The sequence below is a fragment of the Streptomyces filipinensis genome (assembly GCF_014649495.1).
In the GTDB taxonomy this organism is placed as follows: domain Bacteria; phylum Actinomycetota; class Actinomycetes; order Streptomycetales; family Streptomycetaceae; genus Streptomyces; species Streptomyces filipinensis.
The window spans coordinates 85,952-102,950 of sequence record NZ_BMTD01000015.1; the positions used below are offsets into that span (position 1 = coordinate 85,952).

14 protein-coding genes and 1 pseudogene are annotated in these 16,999 nt (G+C 68.6%); 8 read left to right on the forward strand and 7 right to left on the reverse strand.

Annotated elements, in window-relative coordinates; translation table 11 throughout:
* Positions 1–366: 366 nt before the first annotated feature.
* Positions 367–903: an SMI1/KNR4 family protein gene (locus IE244_RS29175; protein WP_191876543.1), complete on the forward strand. Its 537-nt coding sequence runs from the start codon at positions 367–369 to the stop codon at positions 901–903.
* Between the two features lie 96 nt (positions 904–999).
* Positions 1,000–1,443, forward strand: coding sequence for a GNAT family N-acetyltransferase (locus IE244_RS43225; protein ID WP_191876544.1), 444 nt, complete (start codon positions 1,000–1,002; stop codon positions 1,441–1,443).
* 1,321 nt (positions 1,444–2,764) lie between these two features.
* Here IE244_RS43225 and IE244_RS29185 read toward each other — a convergent pair.
* Positions 2,765–3,667 (reverse strand): LysR family transcriptional regulator, encoded by a 903-nt coding sequence (locus IE244_RS29185; RefSeq protein WP_191876545.1) that lies wholly within the window; start codon positions 3,665–3,667, stop codon positions 2,765–2,767.
* Positions 3,668–3,855: 188 nt separating this feature from the next.
* On the opposite strand from IE244_RS29185, the gene IE244_RS29190 reads away from it, so the two are divergent.
* The gene (locus IE244_RS29190) at positions 3,856–4,149 is read left to right on the forward strand and encodes a DUF1330 domain-containing protein (protein WP_191876546.1); all 294 of its coding nucleotides are present in this window, start codon (positions 3,856–3,858) and stop codon (positions 4,147–4,149) included.
* A 326-nt stretch (positions 4,150–4,475) separates the two neighbouring features.
* Here the strand turns inward: IE244_RS29190 and IE244_RS29195 are convergent, their stop codons facing one another.
* The gene (locus tag IE244_RS29195; RefSeq protein ID WP_191876547.1) at positions 4,476–6,092 is read right to left on the reverse strand and encodes an ADP-ribosyltransferase domain-containing protein; all 1,617 of its coding nucleotides are present in this window, start codon (positions 6,090–6,092) and stop codon (positions 4,476–4,478) included.
* Positions 6,093–6,205: 113 nt separating this feature from the next.
* On the opposite strand from IE244_RS29195, the gene IE244_RS29200 reads away from it, so the two are divergent.
* Positions 6,206–6,883, forward strand: coding sequence for a macro domain-containing protein (locus IE244_RS29200; RefSeq protein WP_191876548.1), 678 nt, complete (start codon positions 6,206–6,208; stop codon positions 6,881–6,883).
* A 169-nt stretch (positions 6,884–7,052) separates the two neighbouring features.
* Entirely contained in the window at positions 7,053–7,901 is an 849-nt protein-coding gene (locus IE244_RS29205; protein WP_191876549.1) for an inositol monophosphatase family protein, read from the forward strand.
* Positions 7,902–8,403: 502 nt separating this feature from the next.
* Here the strand turns inward: IE244_RS29205 and IE244_RS29210 are convergent.
* The 5 genes and pseudogenes from IE244_RS29210 to IE244_RS29225 all read right to left on the reverse strand — a co-directional run bounded on the left by IE244_RS29210 (position 8,404) and on the right by IE244_RS29225 (position 13,945).
* Positions 8,404–9,234 (reverse strand): TetR/AcrR family transcriptional regulator, encoded by an 831-nt coding sequence (locus tag IE244_RS29210; RefSeq protein WP_229854393.1) that lies wholly within the window; start codon positions 9,232–9,234, stop codon positions 8,404–8,406.
* Between the two features lie 65 nt (positions 9,235–9,299).
* Positions 9,300–9,711, reverse strand: a pseudogene (locus tag IE244_RS42305) (site-specific integrase); the annotation flags it as partial.
* A gap of 110 nt (positions 9,712–9,821) precedes the next feature.
* On the reverse strand, positions 9,822–10,247 hold the full coding sequence (locus IE244_RS29215) for an HIT family protein (protein WP_191876550.1): 426 nt from the start codon (positions 10,245–10,247) through the stop codon (positions 9,822–9,824).
* Positions 10,248–10,389: 142 nt separating this feature from the next.
* Positions 10,390–12,447 carry a hypothetical protein gene (locus IE244_RS29220; RefSeq protein WP_191876551.1) on the reverse strand — a complete coding sequence of 686 codons (2,058 nt, stop codon included), beginning with the start codon at positions 12,445–12,447 and terminating at the stop codon, positions 10,390–10,392.
* 514 nt (positions 12,448–12,961) lie between these two features.
* A complete protein-coding gene (locus tag IE244_RS29225; RefSeq protein ID WP_191876552.1) occupies positions 12,962–13,945 on the reverse strand; it encodes a LysR family transcriptional regulator in 984 nt (327 codons plus the stop codon).
* Between the two features lie 71 nt (positions 13,946–14,016).
* On the opposite strand from IE244_RS29225, the gene IE244_RS29230 reads away from it, so the two are divergent.
* The 3 genes from IE244_RS29230 (at position 14,017) to IE244_RS29240 (ending at position 16,985) form a co-directional block, all read left to right on the forward strand.
* Positions 14,017–14,943 carry a dihydrodipicolinate synthase family protein gene (locus IE244_RS29230; protein WP_229854394.1) on the forward strand — a complete coding sequence of 309 codons (927 nt, stop codon included), beginning with the start codon at positions 14,017–14,019 and terminating at the stop codon, positions 14,941–14,943.
* Between the two features lie 158 nt (positions 14,944–15,101).
* On the forward strand, positions 15,102–15,299 hold the full coding sequence (locus IE244_RS43235) for a transposase (RefSeq protein ID WP_191876554.1): 198 nt from the start codon (positions 15,102–15,104) through the stop codon (positions 15,297–15,299).
* A 507-nt stretch (positions 15,300–15,806) separates the two neighbouring features.
* The gene (locus IE244_RS29240) at positions 15,807–16,985 is read left to right on the forward strand and encodes an acyl-CoA dehydrogenase family protein (protein ID WP_191876555.1); all 1,179 of its coding nucleotides are present in this window, start codon (positions 15,807–15,809) and stop codon (positions 16,983–16,985) included.
* Positions 16,986–16,999: the final 14 nt, after the last annotated feature.

Here is a 16,999-nt window from a genome sequence, read left to right on the forward strand (position 1 = left end):
GTTCCCCTGGCTCTAACCTGGAGGAATGGACGGTGGAAAACACGTCTGTCCTGACTGCGGACAGTCCGTGGAGGCGGTCGTTCGGCGGCACAAAACCCTGGGGGTCTGGGTTCCGGTGTGGGGGCGGGGGCCGTGTCGGAACCCTGAGTGCGGGGCGGCCACCCGCACCTCCCGTCGGCAGAAGGGCGAGCCGTCTGCGAGGGACGCGGGCATGGAAAGTCGGGATCCGTACAAGCCGGTGATCGACGACAGCCGGGACTGATGAACCCGCCAAGGTCGGCTGGGTGCGAATAAGTGCCGATCTTGACGTGGTAAACGAGGGGCCCCGCGACGGCGGAACGAAGCCTGGTGCTAAAAGATCGTTGCATGTGGGTTCAGCGAGTGATGGAACTGACCGGGTGGGAGCCGCTCGGGATCTCCGTCGACTGGGCGGCGATCGAGGGAGAGCTGGGGGTTGCGCTGCCGGCGGACTACAAGGAGCTCTACGAGGTGTTCGGCGGCGGCGTCTTCAGCGATTCCCTCTACTTTCTGGGGCACGACGAAGGCCTCACGTTCGACTTCTTGACAGAGTGGCGGGTTTCCCTGTCGGTCGACCAGGACAGCAAGTTCGGAGAGGTCTCCGCCGTCGAGCCCTATGCGATCTACGCGCCGGGCGGCAAGGGGCTGGTCCCCTGGGGCTCCACCGAATGGGCCGACGAGTACTTCTGGCTGATCGATGCCGGGCGGCCCGGCCACTACCCCGTCCTCGCGAGAGCCCACGGCGTCGGCGGATGGCACCGGTACGACATGTCCACCTCGGAATTCCTCTACAGGGTTCTCGCGGATGCCGATTTTCAGCCTTTCGGGATCGCGCACTACGACCTCGGCACGACGTTCGAGCCCGGCTCCAGCGACGCCGAGTGAAGCGATGACCGTGGAACTGAGCTCGGCAGATCTGACGCTGCGCCCGTGGGAGGCTCGTGAGCCACCGCGCTGGCGACGCTGGCCGATGATGAGGAGGTGCGTCGCTGGACGTCGCATCGGGTAGCCGACCAGCAAGACGCGGTGCGCTGGATTGCCGCACAGCGAGCGGGCTGGGAGACCCGGGAGCGGCTCACAGCTTCGCGGTCCTCGCGCAGGGCCAGGTGGCGGGTCACATCGTGTTCAAAGGGCCGGGCGGCGCGGGCACCCGTGGCCGGGATCGGCTACTGGACCGGTGCTCCCTCGCGTGGCCTCGGTCTGGCCTCCCGGGCAGTCGAGATGCTGACGACCTGGGCCTTCGATACCGACGAGGGGGAAGCCCTGGCTCGCCTGGAACTGATCCACAACGTGGGCAATCCGGCGTCCTGCCGGGTGGCCGAGAAGACGGGCTATGCCCTTGAAGCCGTCCTCCCACCTCGCCCCCCGTGCCCGCTGGAGGGTCATCTGCACGTGCGGAACCGTGGGGCCACCTCGTCGGTCTGATCCCGAAAGAGAGGCCCGCCGGTTGTCCAGACAGTGGCTTAGGTGTATTGACCTGAAGTGTTGTTCCACGTGGCTGATCGTTGAGAGTTTTCAAGGCTCTGCCCGCAGTTCCGTGCAGCCTCGGCCCACCCATGCCCGGTCACAGCAGATGCCCGGTTTGGACCACCGATGCGCCTATCCGAGTGCCTTGCGGAGGTCCCGCGAGCGAGAGACACGCGGTCGGGGGTATGTCCTTTCGCGTGACGTGACCTTGGGATCCGTGAGGAGATCAGCTATGTACGCAGTAGTTCGGCGGTACGAAGGGGTGACCGATCCTGCCGAGGCAGGACGCCGAGTGGATGAGGGGTTCGTGCCTCTCCTGCGCCAGGTCCCCGGGTTCGTGGCCTACTACTGGGTGGACTCCGGGGCGGGAGTGATGGTCTCCACCAGTGTCTTTGAAGACCAAGCCGGGGCCGAAGAGTCGATCAAGAGGGCGGCCGACTTCGTACGGGACAACCTTGCGTCACTGCTCCCCAACCCTCCTCAGGTCACGGCCGGCCCGGTTGTGGCTGCTGGATAGCCACAGGGCGGTACGGCGCTGCTTCTCACCTAGCCGTCGCCCCGGATGGTCTGACCGGCGCCCCCCAGGGCCCGGCGGTGCTGAGCGATCACTGCCCGGCCTGCGGTGGCAATCCGTAGATCGTTCTCGCCCAGGCGGTGCAGTACTTTGACCTGGACGCCAGGCAAGCCCGGCGGGACGGAGTAGCAGTGCCGTCGAACTGCACCAGGCTCTGCGGGTTGACCGTCCGCTCAACCTCCAGCTCGGCCGGGAGGGGCCTCACCGGGATGTCCAATAGGGCTTCGAACTTTGCAAGTTCATCAACCGTGGTGGACACTCCGCGGATGGGAAGCCGTCGCTCGTCCATGCGGTGGGCGAGCTTGTCGACACCGGACTGGGCCTGGGAGACGCTCAGACCGTCAGGGACCGTGCGCCACCAACGTTGTACGGCCTCGGGGAGCAATGGAACAGTGGTTGGCGTCAAGCATTGACCGACGTCATGGACGCCGTTGACGGCGGGCGTTCCCGCCGGTTACCGGTGCTTGTCCGGTTCGGCGTCGGCGAAGGCGCGGTATCCGCCGAGATCTCGGGCTGGGCGAGGACGTCGCCGCGGTGGACGACTCGGACCGGACCCGGGGCCATCATCGGATGCTGATCCGCCGGCGTAGCGAGGTCGTGTCGGACATTCAGCAAGGCCACCGTCGTCATGACCGCGAAGTCCGCCGGGCGCAAGGTCTTCGGCCTCGCCACCGCAGGCGTCCGTCTCGCTTGACCTCTTGCGCGTCAGTCCGGTAGCCAGTGCAGCTCGTGCGCCAGGGTTTTGGCGACGGCACGGATGCGGCGGTGTAGCGGCGACTGCTCGCGTGGGAGGACCAGCTGGATCGTCAGGCTGGGCGCTCCCCGCAGCGGTCGCCAGGTGAGACCGGCCGGTTGTGCCGTGACCGCGGCTTCTCCGGCCGGGGCGAGGGTGACCCCGTCGCGCAGGTCGCGCTGAGACATGTCGAAAGAGACTGCGGGCGTGTGGAATCGGGGGTGTGGTCGGGTGTCTCGGAAGAGTGCGGACAGCTGATCGTGGATCACGGGGTTGGCCGCACGGTCCGGGAGTCGCAGCGGATACGCGGCCGCGTCGGCGATCTCGATCTCCGGGTGTTCGGCCAGCGGATGGTGCTGCGCCAGCTGGACCCCGACGCGCGCACGCCGCAGCAGGAACCGGCGTACGCCACGGCCCGGCTGTTCACCGCGGGTGATCCCGGCATCGATGCGGCCGTCGGCGACCGCGGGGGTGATCTCCGGTGTCGCCATCGGGACCGCGCCCACCTCAAGTCCGCTGTTGTCGCGAATCAGCCTGTCCACCAGGGCCGGTGCCGTCTCGGCCCCGGTGCTGAGGCTGTATCCGAGGCGCAGCGTGCCCAGTTCACCGGCCGACGCGCTCCGGGCGGCATCCCATGCCCGGTCCAGCGCCGCCAGCGCGGGCGGCGCGGACTCCGCCAAAGCCGCACCGGCCGTGGTCAATACGACGCTACGCGTGTTGCGGACCAGCAGGGCCGTACCGAGTTCCGCCTCCAATCGGCGCATCCGGGCGCTGAGTGCGGGCTGTGCGATGCCGATCCGTGCGGCCGCGCGGGTGAAGTTCAACTCCTGTGCCAGCACCAGGAAGTACCGCAGGCTCACCGTATCCGGCGCCACGTGCCCTCCCTGCCGATTGATAACGATCCGTTCTGAGTCTATCCCGTACCGGTCTTTCCCTCGACCGCACATCAAGCCCTAACCTGCGCGTATGACCAATTCAAGTGACCGCAGTACCGGTCGCCGGGATCGGTCGATCTGAGTGTCAATTCGAAGTCGGACGGGTCCGGCCGAACACAGGAGGTTCCATGGCTAAGGGCTACTGGGTGAGTGTCTACCCCGCCATTTCCGACCCTGAGAGGCTGACCGACTACAACAGGCTGGCCCGTTCGGCTGTCCAGGCTGGGGGCGGGCGCGTCCTGTCCCGTGGCGGTCGAGTCGTCGCCCACGAGGCCGGACTCACGCAACGCGTCGTTCTGATCGAGTTCGACAGCTTTGAACAAGCCGTCGCGGCATACGAGAGCGAGGCATACCAGAAGGCACTGGTGGCCCTCCCCGACGGCGTCGAACGCGACTTCCGCATCATCGAAGGCATCGACTGACCGGCGGGCCCAGCCATCGCTGTTCGTCGTCGACGACCTCGACGGCCTGATGACTGTCGGGCGGATCGAAGAAGCGACGCGACGTCCGGGCCAGCTCGACTGTCTCGCTGACCTCGTCGACGAGACTCGCCTGCACATCGCCTTCAGCAACGTCGAGTGCGCAGACTTCTCGGTCGGATGAGCCTACCCTTCCGATCGGACGCACCAGGGTGTGCGGACTGTGACCGAAACGGCTCGTCAGCTCGAGATGTGGCTGGCCCTCTGTCACCCGACGAACAAGGCACTCATGACCGTCAGGCTGGCGACCCCGGCACGTTCACTCCTGCTCAGGACACGAGGGGCTGCTCTTCCGACTCGGTCAGCTTCACGGTGCACAGACCGCCACGCTCGGTCTTCACATCCACCACCTCGAGCTGCGTGCCGGGCAGGAGGATGAATTCCTCCTCGCCCGTGAACGCGGAGAAGTTTCGAATGCCGACGGCCCGTACGGGCTGCACCTCGAAGAGCGTCCGCTTGCCGCGACCGCCGAGGAACGCTCGTGCCACGCCGAGCTCGGATGTGCACGAGGACACGCCCCACCAGGTCACGGTCCGCCCCACCGGGTACTGCGCCCGCAGGTCCAGCGGCACTCCGCGCCACAAGGGCTCCTTGCGGGCGGGAAGCCCCGACACCGCTGAGAACAGCAGTCGCAGGTAGGGGAGGTACGGGACGACCCTCGACCGGTCCGGGTTGCGCAGGATGGCGTTGATCTCCCGGTAGAACGCGGACTCGCAGGTGTAGAGGTAGAGGGCGGCGACGGCGTCGGCGGACAGGCTCCCGGTGCCCTCGTCCGCCCGCAGCTTGCCGAACTCGTGCGACCGCTGGACGTGCCGGTCGAGACCGCGCAGCAGCTTGGACACAGGGCTGACGGCGTCACGGAAGTCCATGAGCGGGGTGTCGAACACGCCGGTGATGGCGTCAAGGACGAGGCCCTCGTCCTTGACGCTGGAGAGCCGCTCCAGGTACAGCTGGTGCAGCTCCATGGTGGACGTGATGAACGCGCCCATGCGCTCGGCGACGTCGCCGCCCGCCCCGCCGGCACCCGCCGCGATCGTGTCCCACCCCCGGCTCGGCAGCCAGTCGACCGTGTCGGCGCCCACCGACGCGAGGGCGTCGTTCACCATTTCGAAGTGGTCGCCGTCGCAGAAGATGTCCCCCTGCGCGGCGGGGTTGCAGTGGTCGATGTGCCGGACCTCGACCTCGGGGTACTTCTTCTGGAGCCGGAGGACGACCTGCTTCAGACTGCGGGCGTGCGCCCCCCACCACGCGAAGACGACACCGCGATCCTCCTCGTCGGCGTTCTGCTTGGCCTTGAGTATCTCCTCGACGATCCGCTCGGCGACCGGACGCCAGAACCCGGTGTGCGGGTCGGCTCCCCTCGGCCCGTCGCTGCTGGCGGTGAGGGCCGCGTTCAGCAGCAGTACGCCCTGCGTGAGCATCGCCTGGAACCATTCCGGCGGCTGGACGGTGTCCTGCTTCTTCAGCAGCGCGCGGACGTAGGCGATCGGCGTCTTCTTGGGGATGCCGTACTTCCACATCGCCGCCGCCTTGATGATGCAGCGGATGCTGACGACCCTGCCGAACTGGCTGTCCTTCCAGTCGTGAAAGGTGTTGTCGAACATGGCGATACCGGTGGCGCTCTCCGGCCGCGGGTACGGGTTCTGCCCGAAGATGACGACCTTCCACTTGTGGGGCGGATTGGGCTTGAGCGCCTGGAAGGTCAGTTCGCGGACAGGAACCACATCCGGGCCCCGGCCCGGGCCGATGAACGAGGCGGCGTTGGGCTGCGCCTCGATGACCGGCCTCAGCAGCGGGAGCCACGGTTCACCGCCGTCCTTGAACAGTTCGGCGAGCGCGAGCGGGTCGTTCGGTTCGGGCTGGGCTGGGGCGTTGGCATTGATCATGGCCGGGAGGCTAGCAGCGGGGTACGACATCGCGATCTCCCAACTGCGTTGTCAGTGGGGCCCTGTAGCGTCGTGATCACTGGAAGGCCTCTTTCCCGACGGGAGTGTGGAAGATGACCGTGAACCGTGTGCAGCCGCCGCTCAAGGTGGTCTTGACCGACATCAACGCCAGGGTGGTGCAGGCGTGGCGGGCGGCGTTCGCCGACACTCCCGGGATCGAGATCCGCAAGGGGTCGATCCTCGACGAGACCGTCGACGCCTGGGTCAGCCCGACCAACTCGCGGGGGCTGATGAACGGCGGGGTCGACGCCGTCCTCAAGCGGCACCTCGGTGCGGGGATCCAGCTGCGCGTCCAGCGGGCGATCCGCGACCAGTTCGAGGGAAGGCTCCCGGTGGGAAGCGCGGTGTGCGTTCCGTCCGGGGCGACCAACCCGAAGTTCCTGATCTCGACGCCGACGATGGAACAGTCCTCGCAGAATGTGAGCGAAACCCTCAACGTGGCCCTGGCGTGCGCCGCCGCGTTCCAGGCGATCCACCACCAGAACAACGAAGCACCCGGGAGCATCGAGTCGGTGGCACTGGTCGGCATGGGCGCCCAGACCGGCCGGGTACCGGCACGCGTGTGCGCCAACCTGATGTGGACGGGCTACACACTGTTCAACGACTACTGCTTCGACGACTACGACAACCTGCGCAGCACGATCACCGCCCAACTCGATGACATCGAAAGCGCCCCCACCGAAACCCGGGTACGCATAGCGCCGCCCAACCGGGCGTCATCCCGTCGGTGAACATGAGCTGTGTCGCCGCCTGCTGCCGCCGGAGCGGTTGGGCCCGGCACACGCAACCTGTGTTTGTAAGCACCTCATTGGGCTCCACGGCACGGCTCAGAAGTGGCTCGACGGCGTGAGAAGTTGATCTGGCCCCCCGGTGGTCAGAGGGCCGTGAAAGGCTCGACGGATGGACTACGTGTTCGATGCCCCTCCCGTTGATCGCGCGCTTCTGGACTTCGCTGTCCGCCTGGCGGGTCGTGCCGGGCAGATGTCGGCGCAAGGCTTCTTCAGCGACAACTGGCACAGCCGTCTCAAGGAGGACGGCACCGAGGTCACAGAGATCGACGTGGCGGTTGAAGAGCTGATCAGGGATGAGCTGAGCCGGCGGGTGCCGGACGACGGGATCTTCGGAGAGGAGGGGGGTGCGACTGGCGGGTCATCGGGGCGACGTTGGATCATCGACCCGATCAACGGCACGAAGTTCTTCACGCACCGGGTACCGCTGTTCGCGAACGATCTCGCCTACGAGGACGAACACGGGCCCGCTATCGGTGTGGTCAACATGCCCATGAGTCAGCAGATGGTTGTGGCGGGTCGTGGTCTGGGTTGCTGGGTGCTGCCTGGCCCGGAGCCGGACTTGCAGTCGGGCCGCCGTGCGCGGGTCACGGAGCGGACTGCTCTGGGAGGGGCGAGGACGCTGATGCACAATCCGGCTGGATGGCCGGAGGAACTCCTTTGCGCTCTTCACCGCCGGGTTCTTCTGGTGCCCTCAACAGGCATGATCGTGGCCCTGGTGACGGGCCGGGCCGATGCCGGCGTCATCGCCGGTCCGCCGATGGGCTATGAGGATGTCGCTTCGATGCCGGTCATCGTCACAGAGGCGGGAGGCCGGGTGACCGACCTGAGCGGAACGTCCGTCCTGGAAGGCGACATGTCGGTGCTGGTCACCAACGGTCGGCTGCATGAGGGGTTCTTGGAGTTGGTGAAGGGCTTGCCGCGCAGCCGCGACTATCGGGCTCTCGACGAGAGCGAGTAGTACGGCGGGCCGCGCGGCAGGGCGGCGGCGTTCGCGCCAGTGGGCCGACATGCAGGTCCGCGACGTGCCCCTCTTGGAGTGAATGCACTGCTCCGCCCGCCCGGCGACGGCAGGGTTTGTGCGTCGATCACGGTTCATGTCGGAGGCCGTGTTGCTTGATCACGGTCGTGCCGGGAGGCCGGGATTGGTTTGTCGCGGACGGAGCTGTTCGCTGCGATCCGGAGGGACAAGCGTCTTGATCCGGAGCTGTCGCAGCGGGCTCTGGCGGAGAAGTACGGAGTGCACCGCCGGACGGTAAGGCAGGCCCTTTTGTCTGCTGTTCCGCCGCCTCGGAAGAAGCCAGCTCCGCGGGCCACGGTCCTGGCCCCGGCCAAGCCGTGGATCGACGCGATGCTGCGCGAAGACACGAGTGCGCCGCGCAAGCAGAAGCACACCGCGCGCCGGATCCATCAACGTCTCGCCCAGGAGTACGACTTATGGCGGCGTACTCCACGGTCTGCGACTACGTGCTGGCCAGGCGCCCGCAGATCGAGGCCGAGGTGCTGAAGGGCCGCCGGCACCTGACAGGCTCCTGCGCGACAAGCACGCCACCGACGAGGACTGAAGCGCTTGTTCTGGCCGGGACCATGAACCCGGGTGATCTCTGGTCGTATCCGCCACGTCGCTGACGGGTGCGCCCCCGTAGCCTGAAGGAGCGTGGATCCGGTCCTCGATGAACTCGATCTTGTGTCCACGTGACAACTTCCTGGCCTTCGACGATGGAAGTCAGCCCGTCGAGGAGTGCCTTGAGGCCGCATTCGAAGAGGGCATCGAGACGCAGGTCATAGCCGTTGTCCAAGGCTCCCACCACCTTGGTGAAGGTCGGGAAGCGGCCGGATTCCACCAGTTTCTCAAGAACGGGGGTGCGGCTTTCCATCCACTGGCCCTCTGACTGGCCCGTGACCGCTTCGGCGTGCGCCTCCATCTCCAGGTGCACAGCCAGGCCCTGAACATGGCTGTAGAGCAGGACGTGGATGTCGAACAGCATGGTGGGATCGAATCCGTGGCCGTCGAGGGCTCCCAGCACCCACTCGCCGTGGACCATCAGGTTGGGCAGGAACAGAGGTCGGGTGAGAGAGGCGATCTGGGCCAGCCACGGGTGCTTGCGGTAGAGAGCCCAGAGGGTCCGAGCACCGAGTTCGATGCGGGAACGCCACCCTTCGGGGGCGTTGGCGGGGTAGGACTCCTCGCTGAATGCGGTGTCCGCCATGAGCAGGATGAGGTCGTCCTTGCTGGTGACGTACCGGTAGGGCGACATGACGGCGACGCCGAGCCGTGCCGCAACGCCGCGCATGGAGAGCGCCGACAGTCCTTCGGTATCGGCGATGTCGATGGCTGTGCGGACGATTCGGTCGAGGCTCAGCTCCTGTTGCCGCCGGGGGCCAGCAGGCTGGTGAGCTCGGCGATCGCCTCTGGGGAGGGCTTGAAGAGTGGCGGTACTCGTGCAGGTCCCAGCCCGTTCCGGGCGACGACCCTGCCAGGCCCCCAGCGGCAGTGGGTGACGAACACCGTTCCGCAGGTACGGACCTTGAGGAGCCGGGGCAGCAGCCGGCCGGTGCCGGCGTCCCGGTACACGGGCTCCAGCACGAAGTCCTCGCGCGCCTGGCCGCGGCGGCGGACCTTGGTCCGGGCGCCCTCGCCTTGACCGGGCAGAGGCGCCCCGCCACGTTCAGGTCCTCGATGTTCACGCCGAGGATCTCCTCCGCCCGGGCGGCGGTCTCGTACCGCATCCGCCACAGGCCCGCAGGTGCACCTCGCGCCGGGCGACGAGCCAGAGTCTTCGATGGCAATCACCACGCCCACGCGCGCTCTGTGTGAGCGCCGAGGCTTGGGGGCTGAGTTGTGTCGCAGGCATGGCCATGTCCATGAACGGGCTCTGGCTCAACCTCTGTGAGGCCGCTCCCGAGCCAGGAACGCGGCGAGCGTCGCGTCAGGGTCCTCGGTCAAGACGTGCTCGGACCGTCCGGCCGGCCAGGTCGAGATTCCGTCGCCCATCCACCGTGGAACGACATGGAAGTGAAGGTGCGGCACCGACTGTTCCGATCCCGGGCCGCTGGCGCTCAGGATGTTGACTCCGGTGGCGTCCAAGGCGGCCCTCATGGCCCCGGCCACGCGCTGGACCAGTGCCATCGTTGCAGCGAGGACGTCGTGTGGGGTGTCGAAGACGTCCGCGTAGTGCTGTGTGGGAACAACGAGAGTATGCCCGGGCGCCAAAGGATCCAGCGGGGAGAAGGCGCAGGCCACAGCTTCACGAGCCACCCAACGCGCGGCGTCTTCGCGGATGAGTCGGCAGAGAGTGCAGTACATGGGCTGAGCCTGCCACAGGCGGCACGCGACGCATCCAGCACCGAACCGCTCCGGGCTCACAGAGGTTGAGCCAGAACCGAAGCTCGTGAACAGAGCCACGCTGCGCCTTTTGCTGTGCGAGCCCTGCCTGCCACCGGAGTTCCTACGGCGAGGGCTCCCGTGCCCCCTGGACCAGCTCCCACGCGTGCGCGAACAGCTCAGGCAGGGTGCGGGTGGGAAGAGGAAGCGGGTTCTCCAGTCGGCCGTTGTAGGAGCGTTCCACCCCGAGCAGTTCCGCCTTCCACGCCTCCATGGGCTGGTAGGGCTTGCCTGCGTGGATCCACTCGCCCGGCAGGAAGAGCTGACGGCCCGCTCGGGCGCGCTTGTCCTCGATGACCAGGCCGCGCTCGACCAGCACGGCGCCGGCCTTCTGGTGCCGTGCGGCCTTCCAGCCGTTCCACATGCGGATGTTCCGGTCGCTCGGCGCGCGCAGGGTCAGCAACTGCAGGTAGAGCGCTGCCGCGTCCTCGTCGATGCCGAGTTCGCCGACGACCTGGCCCAGCACGTCGGGTGCGGAGACTACCGGATTCGTCTCGTACGACCCCGAAGGAAGCGCAGCGCCCTCGATCCTCTCCACGATCCGGGCGCATGCCGGTCCGCGCAGCCACTCGACCAGCCCGAGCTCAGGGTCGTAGCGGGAGCCCGCCCGGGCCGCCAGCAGCGTCCGGGAGCGGTCGTCGTCCCCGTGGAACGCCGGGCGGAAGTACAGCTCGGGCTGGGACCGGGCGCCCCTGCGGTCGACGGTGCCGTCCACGACCACGGTCAGCCCGTCATCGACGCTCGCGACGTCCAGCGGCTCCGGGCCGACGTAGGGACGCGAGCCGAACCGGTCGTGCACATCGGCAACCGTACGACCCACCGCGTGGCTGAGACTGCCGGCGTCCAGCAGCAGGCCCGGGTGGTTCAACCGCTCCTGCAGCGCGCGTACGAGGCCGGGCGCTCCGGCGCGTACCGGGTCACCTGCGGGAAGCTCCGCGTAGACCCAGAAGAGGTTCGGGACGACGGCACGCAGGGTGTCCCCGAAATCGACAAGGCCCCAGTCTTCGGCGGTCGGGAAGGGTCGGAAGTCACTGTTCCGGATCCAGGTGTCGAGGTTCGAGCCGAGACCGCGTATCGCGGCGTGGTCGGTGAACGCCGCGCAGAAGCGACCCGCCGACAGCCGGGACGGATGCAGCTCGATGACCGCGCTGAAGGTGCGCTCCGGGACCACGGTCCGCCGGCCGTAGCGCTCCAGCCACCCCTGCCCGATCCGTTCCGCCACCGCGCGCATGCCGTGCGGCTCCCAGAGCTGGGCGGGGTCCTCGGGCAGCACGTCCGCCGCCAGCTCAAGGCGGTCGAGCGAGCCCATCCGGCCGGGCTCGCGGACACCGTCCTCGATCTCGGCCACCTTGAGCCGGTGAATCTTCCGCTCCGTGTCGTCGAGGCGCGGGAGATACCCGCACGCGAGCATCCCGGCCAACGCGAAGGACGCCGCTGCTCGCCCCATCCCCGTGCCGTCCCTCAGCACCGCCACCGCATCGAGGTCCCACGGCACCGGCCCGCGCTCTTGGACGAGGTGCACCAGTCGACGCACCTGCTCGGCACTGCCCCACCCCCCGCGCGGCACGTCACGCACCTCCTCGATCGCCCCCAGGCTCGGCGGATCCTCCTCCCCCGTGCGCAGGTCGACGAACCTCCGCAGCCCGCCGGCGGCCCAGCCGACCGCGACGGCCGCCCCCCGCTCGTCCCGGACGGCCGCGGGGGCTCCCCCGGCCACCCGCACCAGCCCGGTGCGCATCCGGGATCCGGGTTCGGCGAAGGGGCTGTCCGCCCAGATCTCCAGCAGCGCGAGCAGACGCCGACGCCGCTCATCGCGGGTGGGCTCCACAGCGGCACGGAATGCCACGGCACCAATGCGCCCGATGAACCGCGCCCAGGAGCCCTCCCCGGCCGTTCCGGGACCCTCGTCCGGCGTGGCCGGCTTCCACGTCCCGGCGAGATAACGCGCCGTCCGCTCGATACCGGCCAGCGCCCCCGAGCCGCTCCAGTACCCCGAGCCGTCCACGAGCCCGTCCAGCGCGGTCCCCACGCGGTGATCGTCCAGGGGCACGACCTCAGCCCGCGCCGTCAGCAGTGCCCCTGCCGTCATCCCGTGTCCCCGTACCGTGCTCGAACGCTCCATGGGTAGATCATGGCGTACGGGTCTGACAACGGAGCGTGGTGCCTGACCGGCGGTCACCTATGGCTGTACTTCGCCCCGATGACGCCGGCCTCCCCGCCTCACAGTTCCGTCAGCGCATCCGTGCGGCTCTGCTGCTCGTCGTGACATCTTCGCTGATGCTGTCGTAGTCGTCTGCGCCGTGGATCAGAGAGTTGGGCACGGCCTTGTGCCTCGGCGAAGCAACTGGTCGAGGCCGGTGTCGCGGAAACGGCGGACGGTCTTGCGGTCGAGGTTCAGCCGGCGGGTCAGCGACTTCGAGGGCAACCGGGAATCGCCGCGGCGTGCCAGAGCGCCCTTCACCGGCGTCGCCCGGATCGCCATCGCCGAAGGCCAAGGCGCCCGGAGAGGTGCTCGGCCGGGTGACCGCGATTCCCGGGAGGGGCGCCGCAGCGGGCCGCGGCCCTGAATATCGAAGTCGTCCCTCGGAGCCGTCCACTGCTGTGACCGCATGGGCTTCTCCGGTCTGCGTCCCTGGCTAGGAGGCACGGCCGGTGCCCACCGCTGTTCGCGCCGCCGACACGAATGCTGCGATCGCCGGGTGCGTGCCGCCGCCCGCGCGGCAGGCGACCTTCGAGCGACGGAAGAGGGGCAGCCGGGTCAGGACCACGCCGTCGGGGGCGTGTGCGGTGGCCATCTCCGGTACAAATCCGGCACCTTGTCCGATGGCGGCCAGCGCCAGGACCGTGCGGAAGTCGTTGACCTGGTGGCGGATGCGCGGCTGGAAACCGGCCGCCTGACAGGCACGTACGGCCATCGCGTGACCGGTCGTACCGTCCCGGGCCGTGATCCACGGGGACGCGGCCCACGGTCCCAGCAGCTCCGCCAGCGTGTCGCCGCAGGCGGCAGGGGCGGGAGCGAGAGCGCTGTCGGTGGGGCCGGTGGCGAGAGCGGCGTCGGTGGGGCCGGTGGCGAGAGCGCCGTCGGCAGGGCCGCCCGTGGCCAGGTACATCGGCTCCTCCAACAGGGGCACCTGGTCGACCGTGGTGTCAGGTGACGCGGGCACGAAGTCGTAGTCGTGTACGAGAGCCACGTCGAGTTCGCCGGCGCGCAGGCAGTCAGAGACCCGCGCCGAGTCGATCTCCTGCACCATCGGTTCCAGCGCGGGATGTCGCCGGGCCAGTTCGGCCAGCGTGGCGGGCACGATCGCGGGGCCGCCAGAGGGAAACGTCCCGATCCGCAGCGGCCCGCCGATGCCCTCGCGCGCCCCGGCCAGTTCGGAGACGGCCAGTTCGAGGCGTTCGAGGACCGCGTCAGCGTGGGTGACGAGGGTGCGGCCCGCGGGCGTGAGCACCACCCGTCTGCCACTTCGTTCCAGCAAGGGCACGCCCGCCTCGCGCTCAAGCACGCCTAGCTGCTGGGAGACGGCAGAGGCGGTGAAGGTCAGCGCCTCTGCCACGGCCGCGATGGTGCCGCGTCGGTCCAGTTCGCGCAGCAGATGGAGACGTCGGACATCAAGCATAAGGTGAGCTTACGCATAGGCGTAGAAACATGAACTGGATCTACTGTGTCTGCGTCGGCCAGGCTGGGCGTATGAAGCCCGAAGCAAAGCTCACCGGCCTGTTCGTCCCCTTGGTAACCCCGTTCACCGACGACCTGCGCCTTGCCCCGGACGCGCTCGCCCGGCTCGCCGATGACGCGCTGTCAGTCGGCGGAGCACGCGGACTCGTCGCCCTGGGCACCACCGCCGAGGCCGCCACCTTGACCACCGAGGAGAAGCAGGCCGTGGTCCGCATCTGTGCGGCCGCCTGCCAGGCACACGGAGCTCCGCTGATCGTCGGTGTCGGCACGAACGACACCGCCGCCGCCATCACGACGCTGCGGGAGCTCGCTCAGAGCGGTGACGTCGCCGCGGCGCTGGTTCCCGCGCCGCCCTACACCCGGCCCGGTGAGGCGGGAACGCTGGCACACTTCACGGCACTCGCCGAACACGGCGGCCTGCCGCTGGTCGTCTACGACATCCCGTACCGCACCAGTCAGCGCCTCAGCACCAGCACGCTGAGCACGCTCGGGCACCTGCCGGAGGTCGTCGGCGTCAAATACGCGACCGGCGCCATCGACGCAGCCGCGATGGAACTGCTCGGCTCGCAGACACCGGGCTTCGCGGTGCTCGGCGGCGATGACGCCGTCATCTCGCCGCTGCTCGCGGCGGGCGCCCGCGGCGGCATCCTGGCGTCGGCCAATGTACGCACCGCTGACTTCACCGAGCTGATCTCGCTGTGGCAGCGCGACGCCGCCGGGCCGGCCCGCAGGCTGGGAGCCGAGCTGGCCCGGCTGTCCGCCGCGCTCTTCGCTGAGCCGAACCCGACCGTTGTCAAGGGTGTGTTGCACGCCCAAGGCCGCATCCCCAGCCCGGCCGTCCGGCTGCCGCTGCTGGCCGCCTCCGCCGATTCGGTCCGGCGGGCGGCGGGCCTGGCCACCGCCCGCACCCACCACGCCCACCAGGAGGCCGCGGCCTGACATGGGCAGGTGGTCCCCAGCGGCCGCAACCACGGCCGGGCCAGACCGTTTTCTTCAGATCACCGGATCGTTGGTCTGGTGTGTCGTTGACTGACGCCCAGGGGCACGCATCGAGCCGTTGCTGCCGGACCGGACGCCGAAGCGCGGAGGGCGGTGGCGTGAGCACCGGGCGCGCGATCGACGCGATCGCGTGCCAATACCGCACGGGTACGTCGCGGATAGAGCTGCCCGACCACTTCGGGTCCTGGAAGCGCGCCCACAACCGTCTGCGGAGGTGGACTCTGGACGGCACCTGGGAGAAGGTCTTCATCTGGCCCTGGACCGACTGCCTTCGGCTGGCTGGTCGAGATCCTTGAAGAGGAACATCCGGGGGACCTGCGCCTCCTTTAGCCAGGCGGACTGGTCACGGAGCCCGACGACAGAGCTCGTCAACGTGGTCGGCGAGATGGCTCAGCGTCTCCTGCATCCGGGCCTGCGCCGACAGGCGGTCTGTGGGTGCGGGCGGAAGCATAGGGCTGAGCTGGGGTGATTCGGACTTGACCGGGCGCCGCGTGATCGCTTTCCGGCCGAACGAACACGGCGTACGCCGTATCCAGATCGACGGAGAGACCCCTCGGCGCGGCCTTCATCCTGCACGAACTCACGACGCTCCCCCACCGAGCAGGCGTAGCCGTCGGCGTCCTGTCTGGACCCTGCCTGTACTTGCCGGCGCCGAAGGGCAGGTGCCGCGGCTCGACGAGATGAGTCGAGCGGACGATGCCGACTTCAACAGCCGGACCGTTCCCTCTGGTTGGAGCCTCTGGACCGGGCGGCCGGGCCGGTACGTGAGACGATCTGGAACAGTCCACGAGGAGAGGAATTTCATGGGGGACAAGGGTCAGCTGCATGTCAGTGCGGAACTGGCGGGGGTGCTGGAGCGGATCGATGCGCTCGGCGGAGTACTCGATGAACGGGCCGACGCTGCCGAGGAGTTGGGGAGGCTGCCGGAAGACACGGCGCGGGCGCTGTTGGACACCGGGATCGTACGGGCCGAGCTCCCGCTGAGCCTCGGCGGATACGAGTTCGCGCCCCGGCAGCTGATCGAGACGGCGGAACGGGCGAGCTACCACGACGCCGCGGCCGGGTGGACCATGTTCGCACTGCAGCTGATGACTGGGACCACCGCGGCGTACCTCGCCGTGGAGGCGTCGGCCGATCTGTTCCCCGACGTGCCGAACGGGAAGTACGCGCTGCTCTCGGGGCATGGCACACGCCCCGGCCGGGCCGTCCCTGTGGAGGGCGGCTACCGGGTCAGCGGCCAGTGGCAGTTCGCCTCCGGGATGGCGCACGCCACCCACATCCACAGCGCGGTCCAGGTCGAGGGCACCGGTGAGCTGCGGGTCCTCGCGATGCCGAAGTCGCAGGTGACCCTGGACGGCAACTGGGACGTGCTCGGGCTGCGTGCGACACACAGCATCGACTACCACTGCACCGATGTGTACGTACCGCACGAGTACACCTACGTCGCGACCACGGACACCCCGGTCAACGGCGGCGCCGTCTACCGTCTCGGCCTGGTCAACTTGTCAGCGATCGGGCACACGGGCTGGGCCCTCGGTGTCGGCCGGCGCCTTCTGAACGAGCTGAAACGCGTCGCCGCAGCGCGGACCGGTTCGCGGGGCGCCGCGGTCGACACCTCCCAGTTCCACGCCGAGTACGCGACGGCGGAAGCCAGACTTCGGGCAGCCCGGGCCTGGGTGAACGACGTCTGGACGGACGTCGAACAGACCCTGGACCAGGGCGATTTGCCGAGCACGGAGCAGGACACTCTGATCCGCCTCGTCCTGAACCACACGACCTCGACCGTGTACGAGGTGGGCCGCACCGTACACCGCTGGTCCGGCTCGGCGGCGATCCGCCGTGGCCCGGTCGACCGCTTCCTGCGCGACCTCGGGACCGGCGCGCAGCACATAACCTCGAGCCCGGTCGTGCTCCAGAACTGCGGCAAGTGGCTGAGCGGCGCTCAGCCGGACACCCGTTGGAACTTCCTCGACCTGACCTGACCATCCGGAACCGC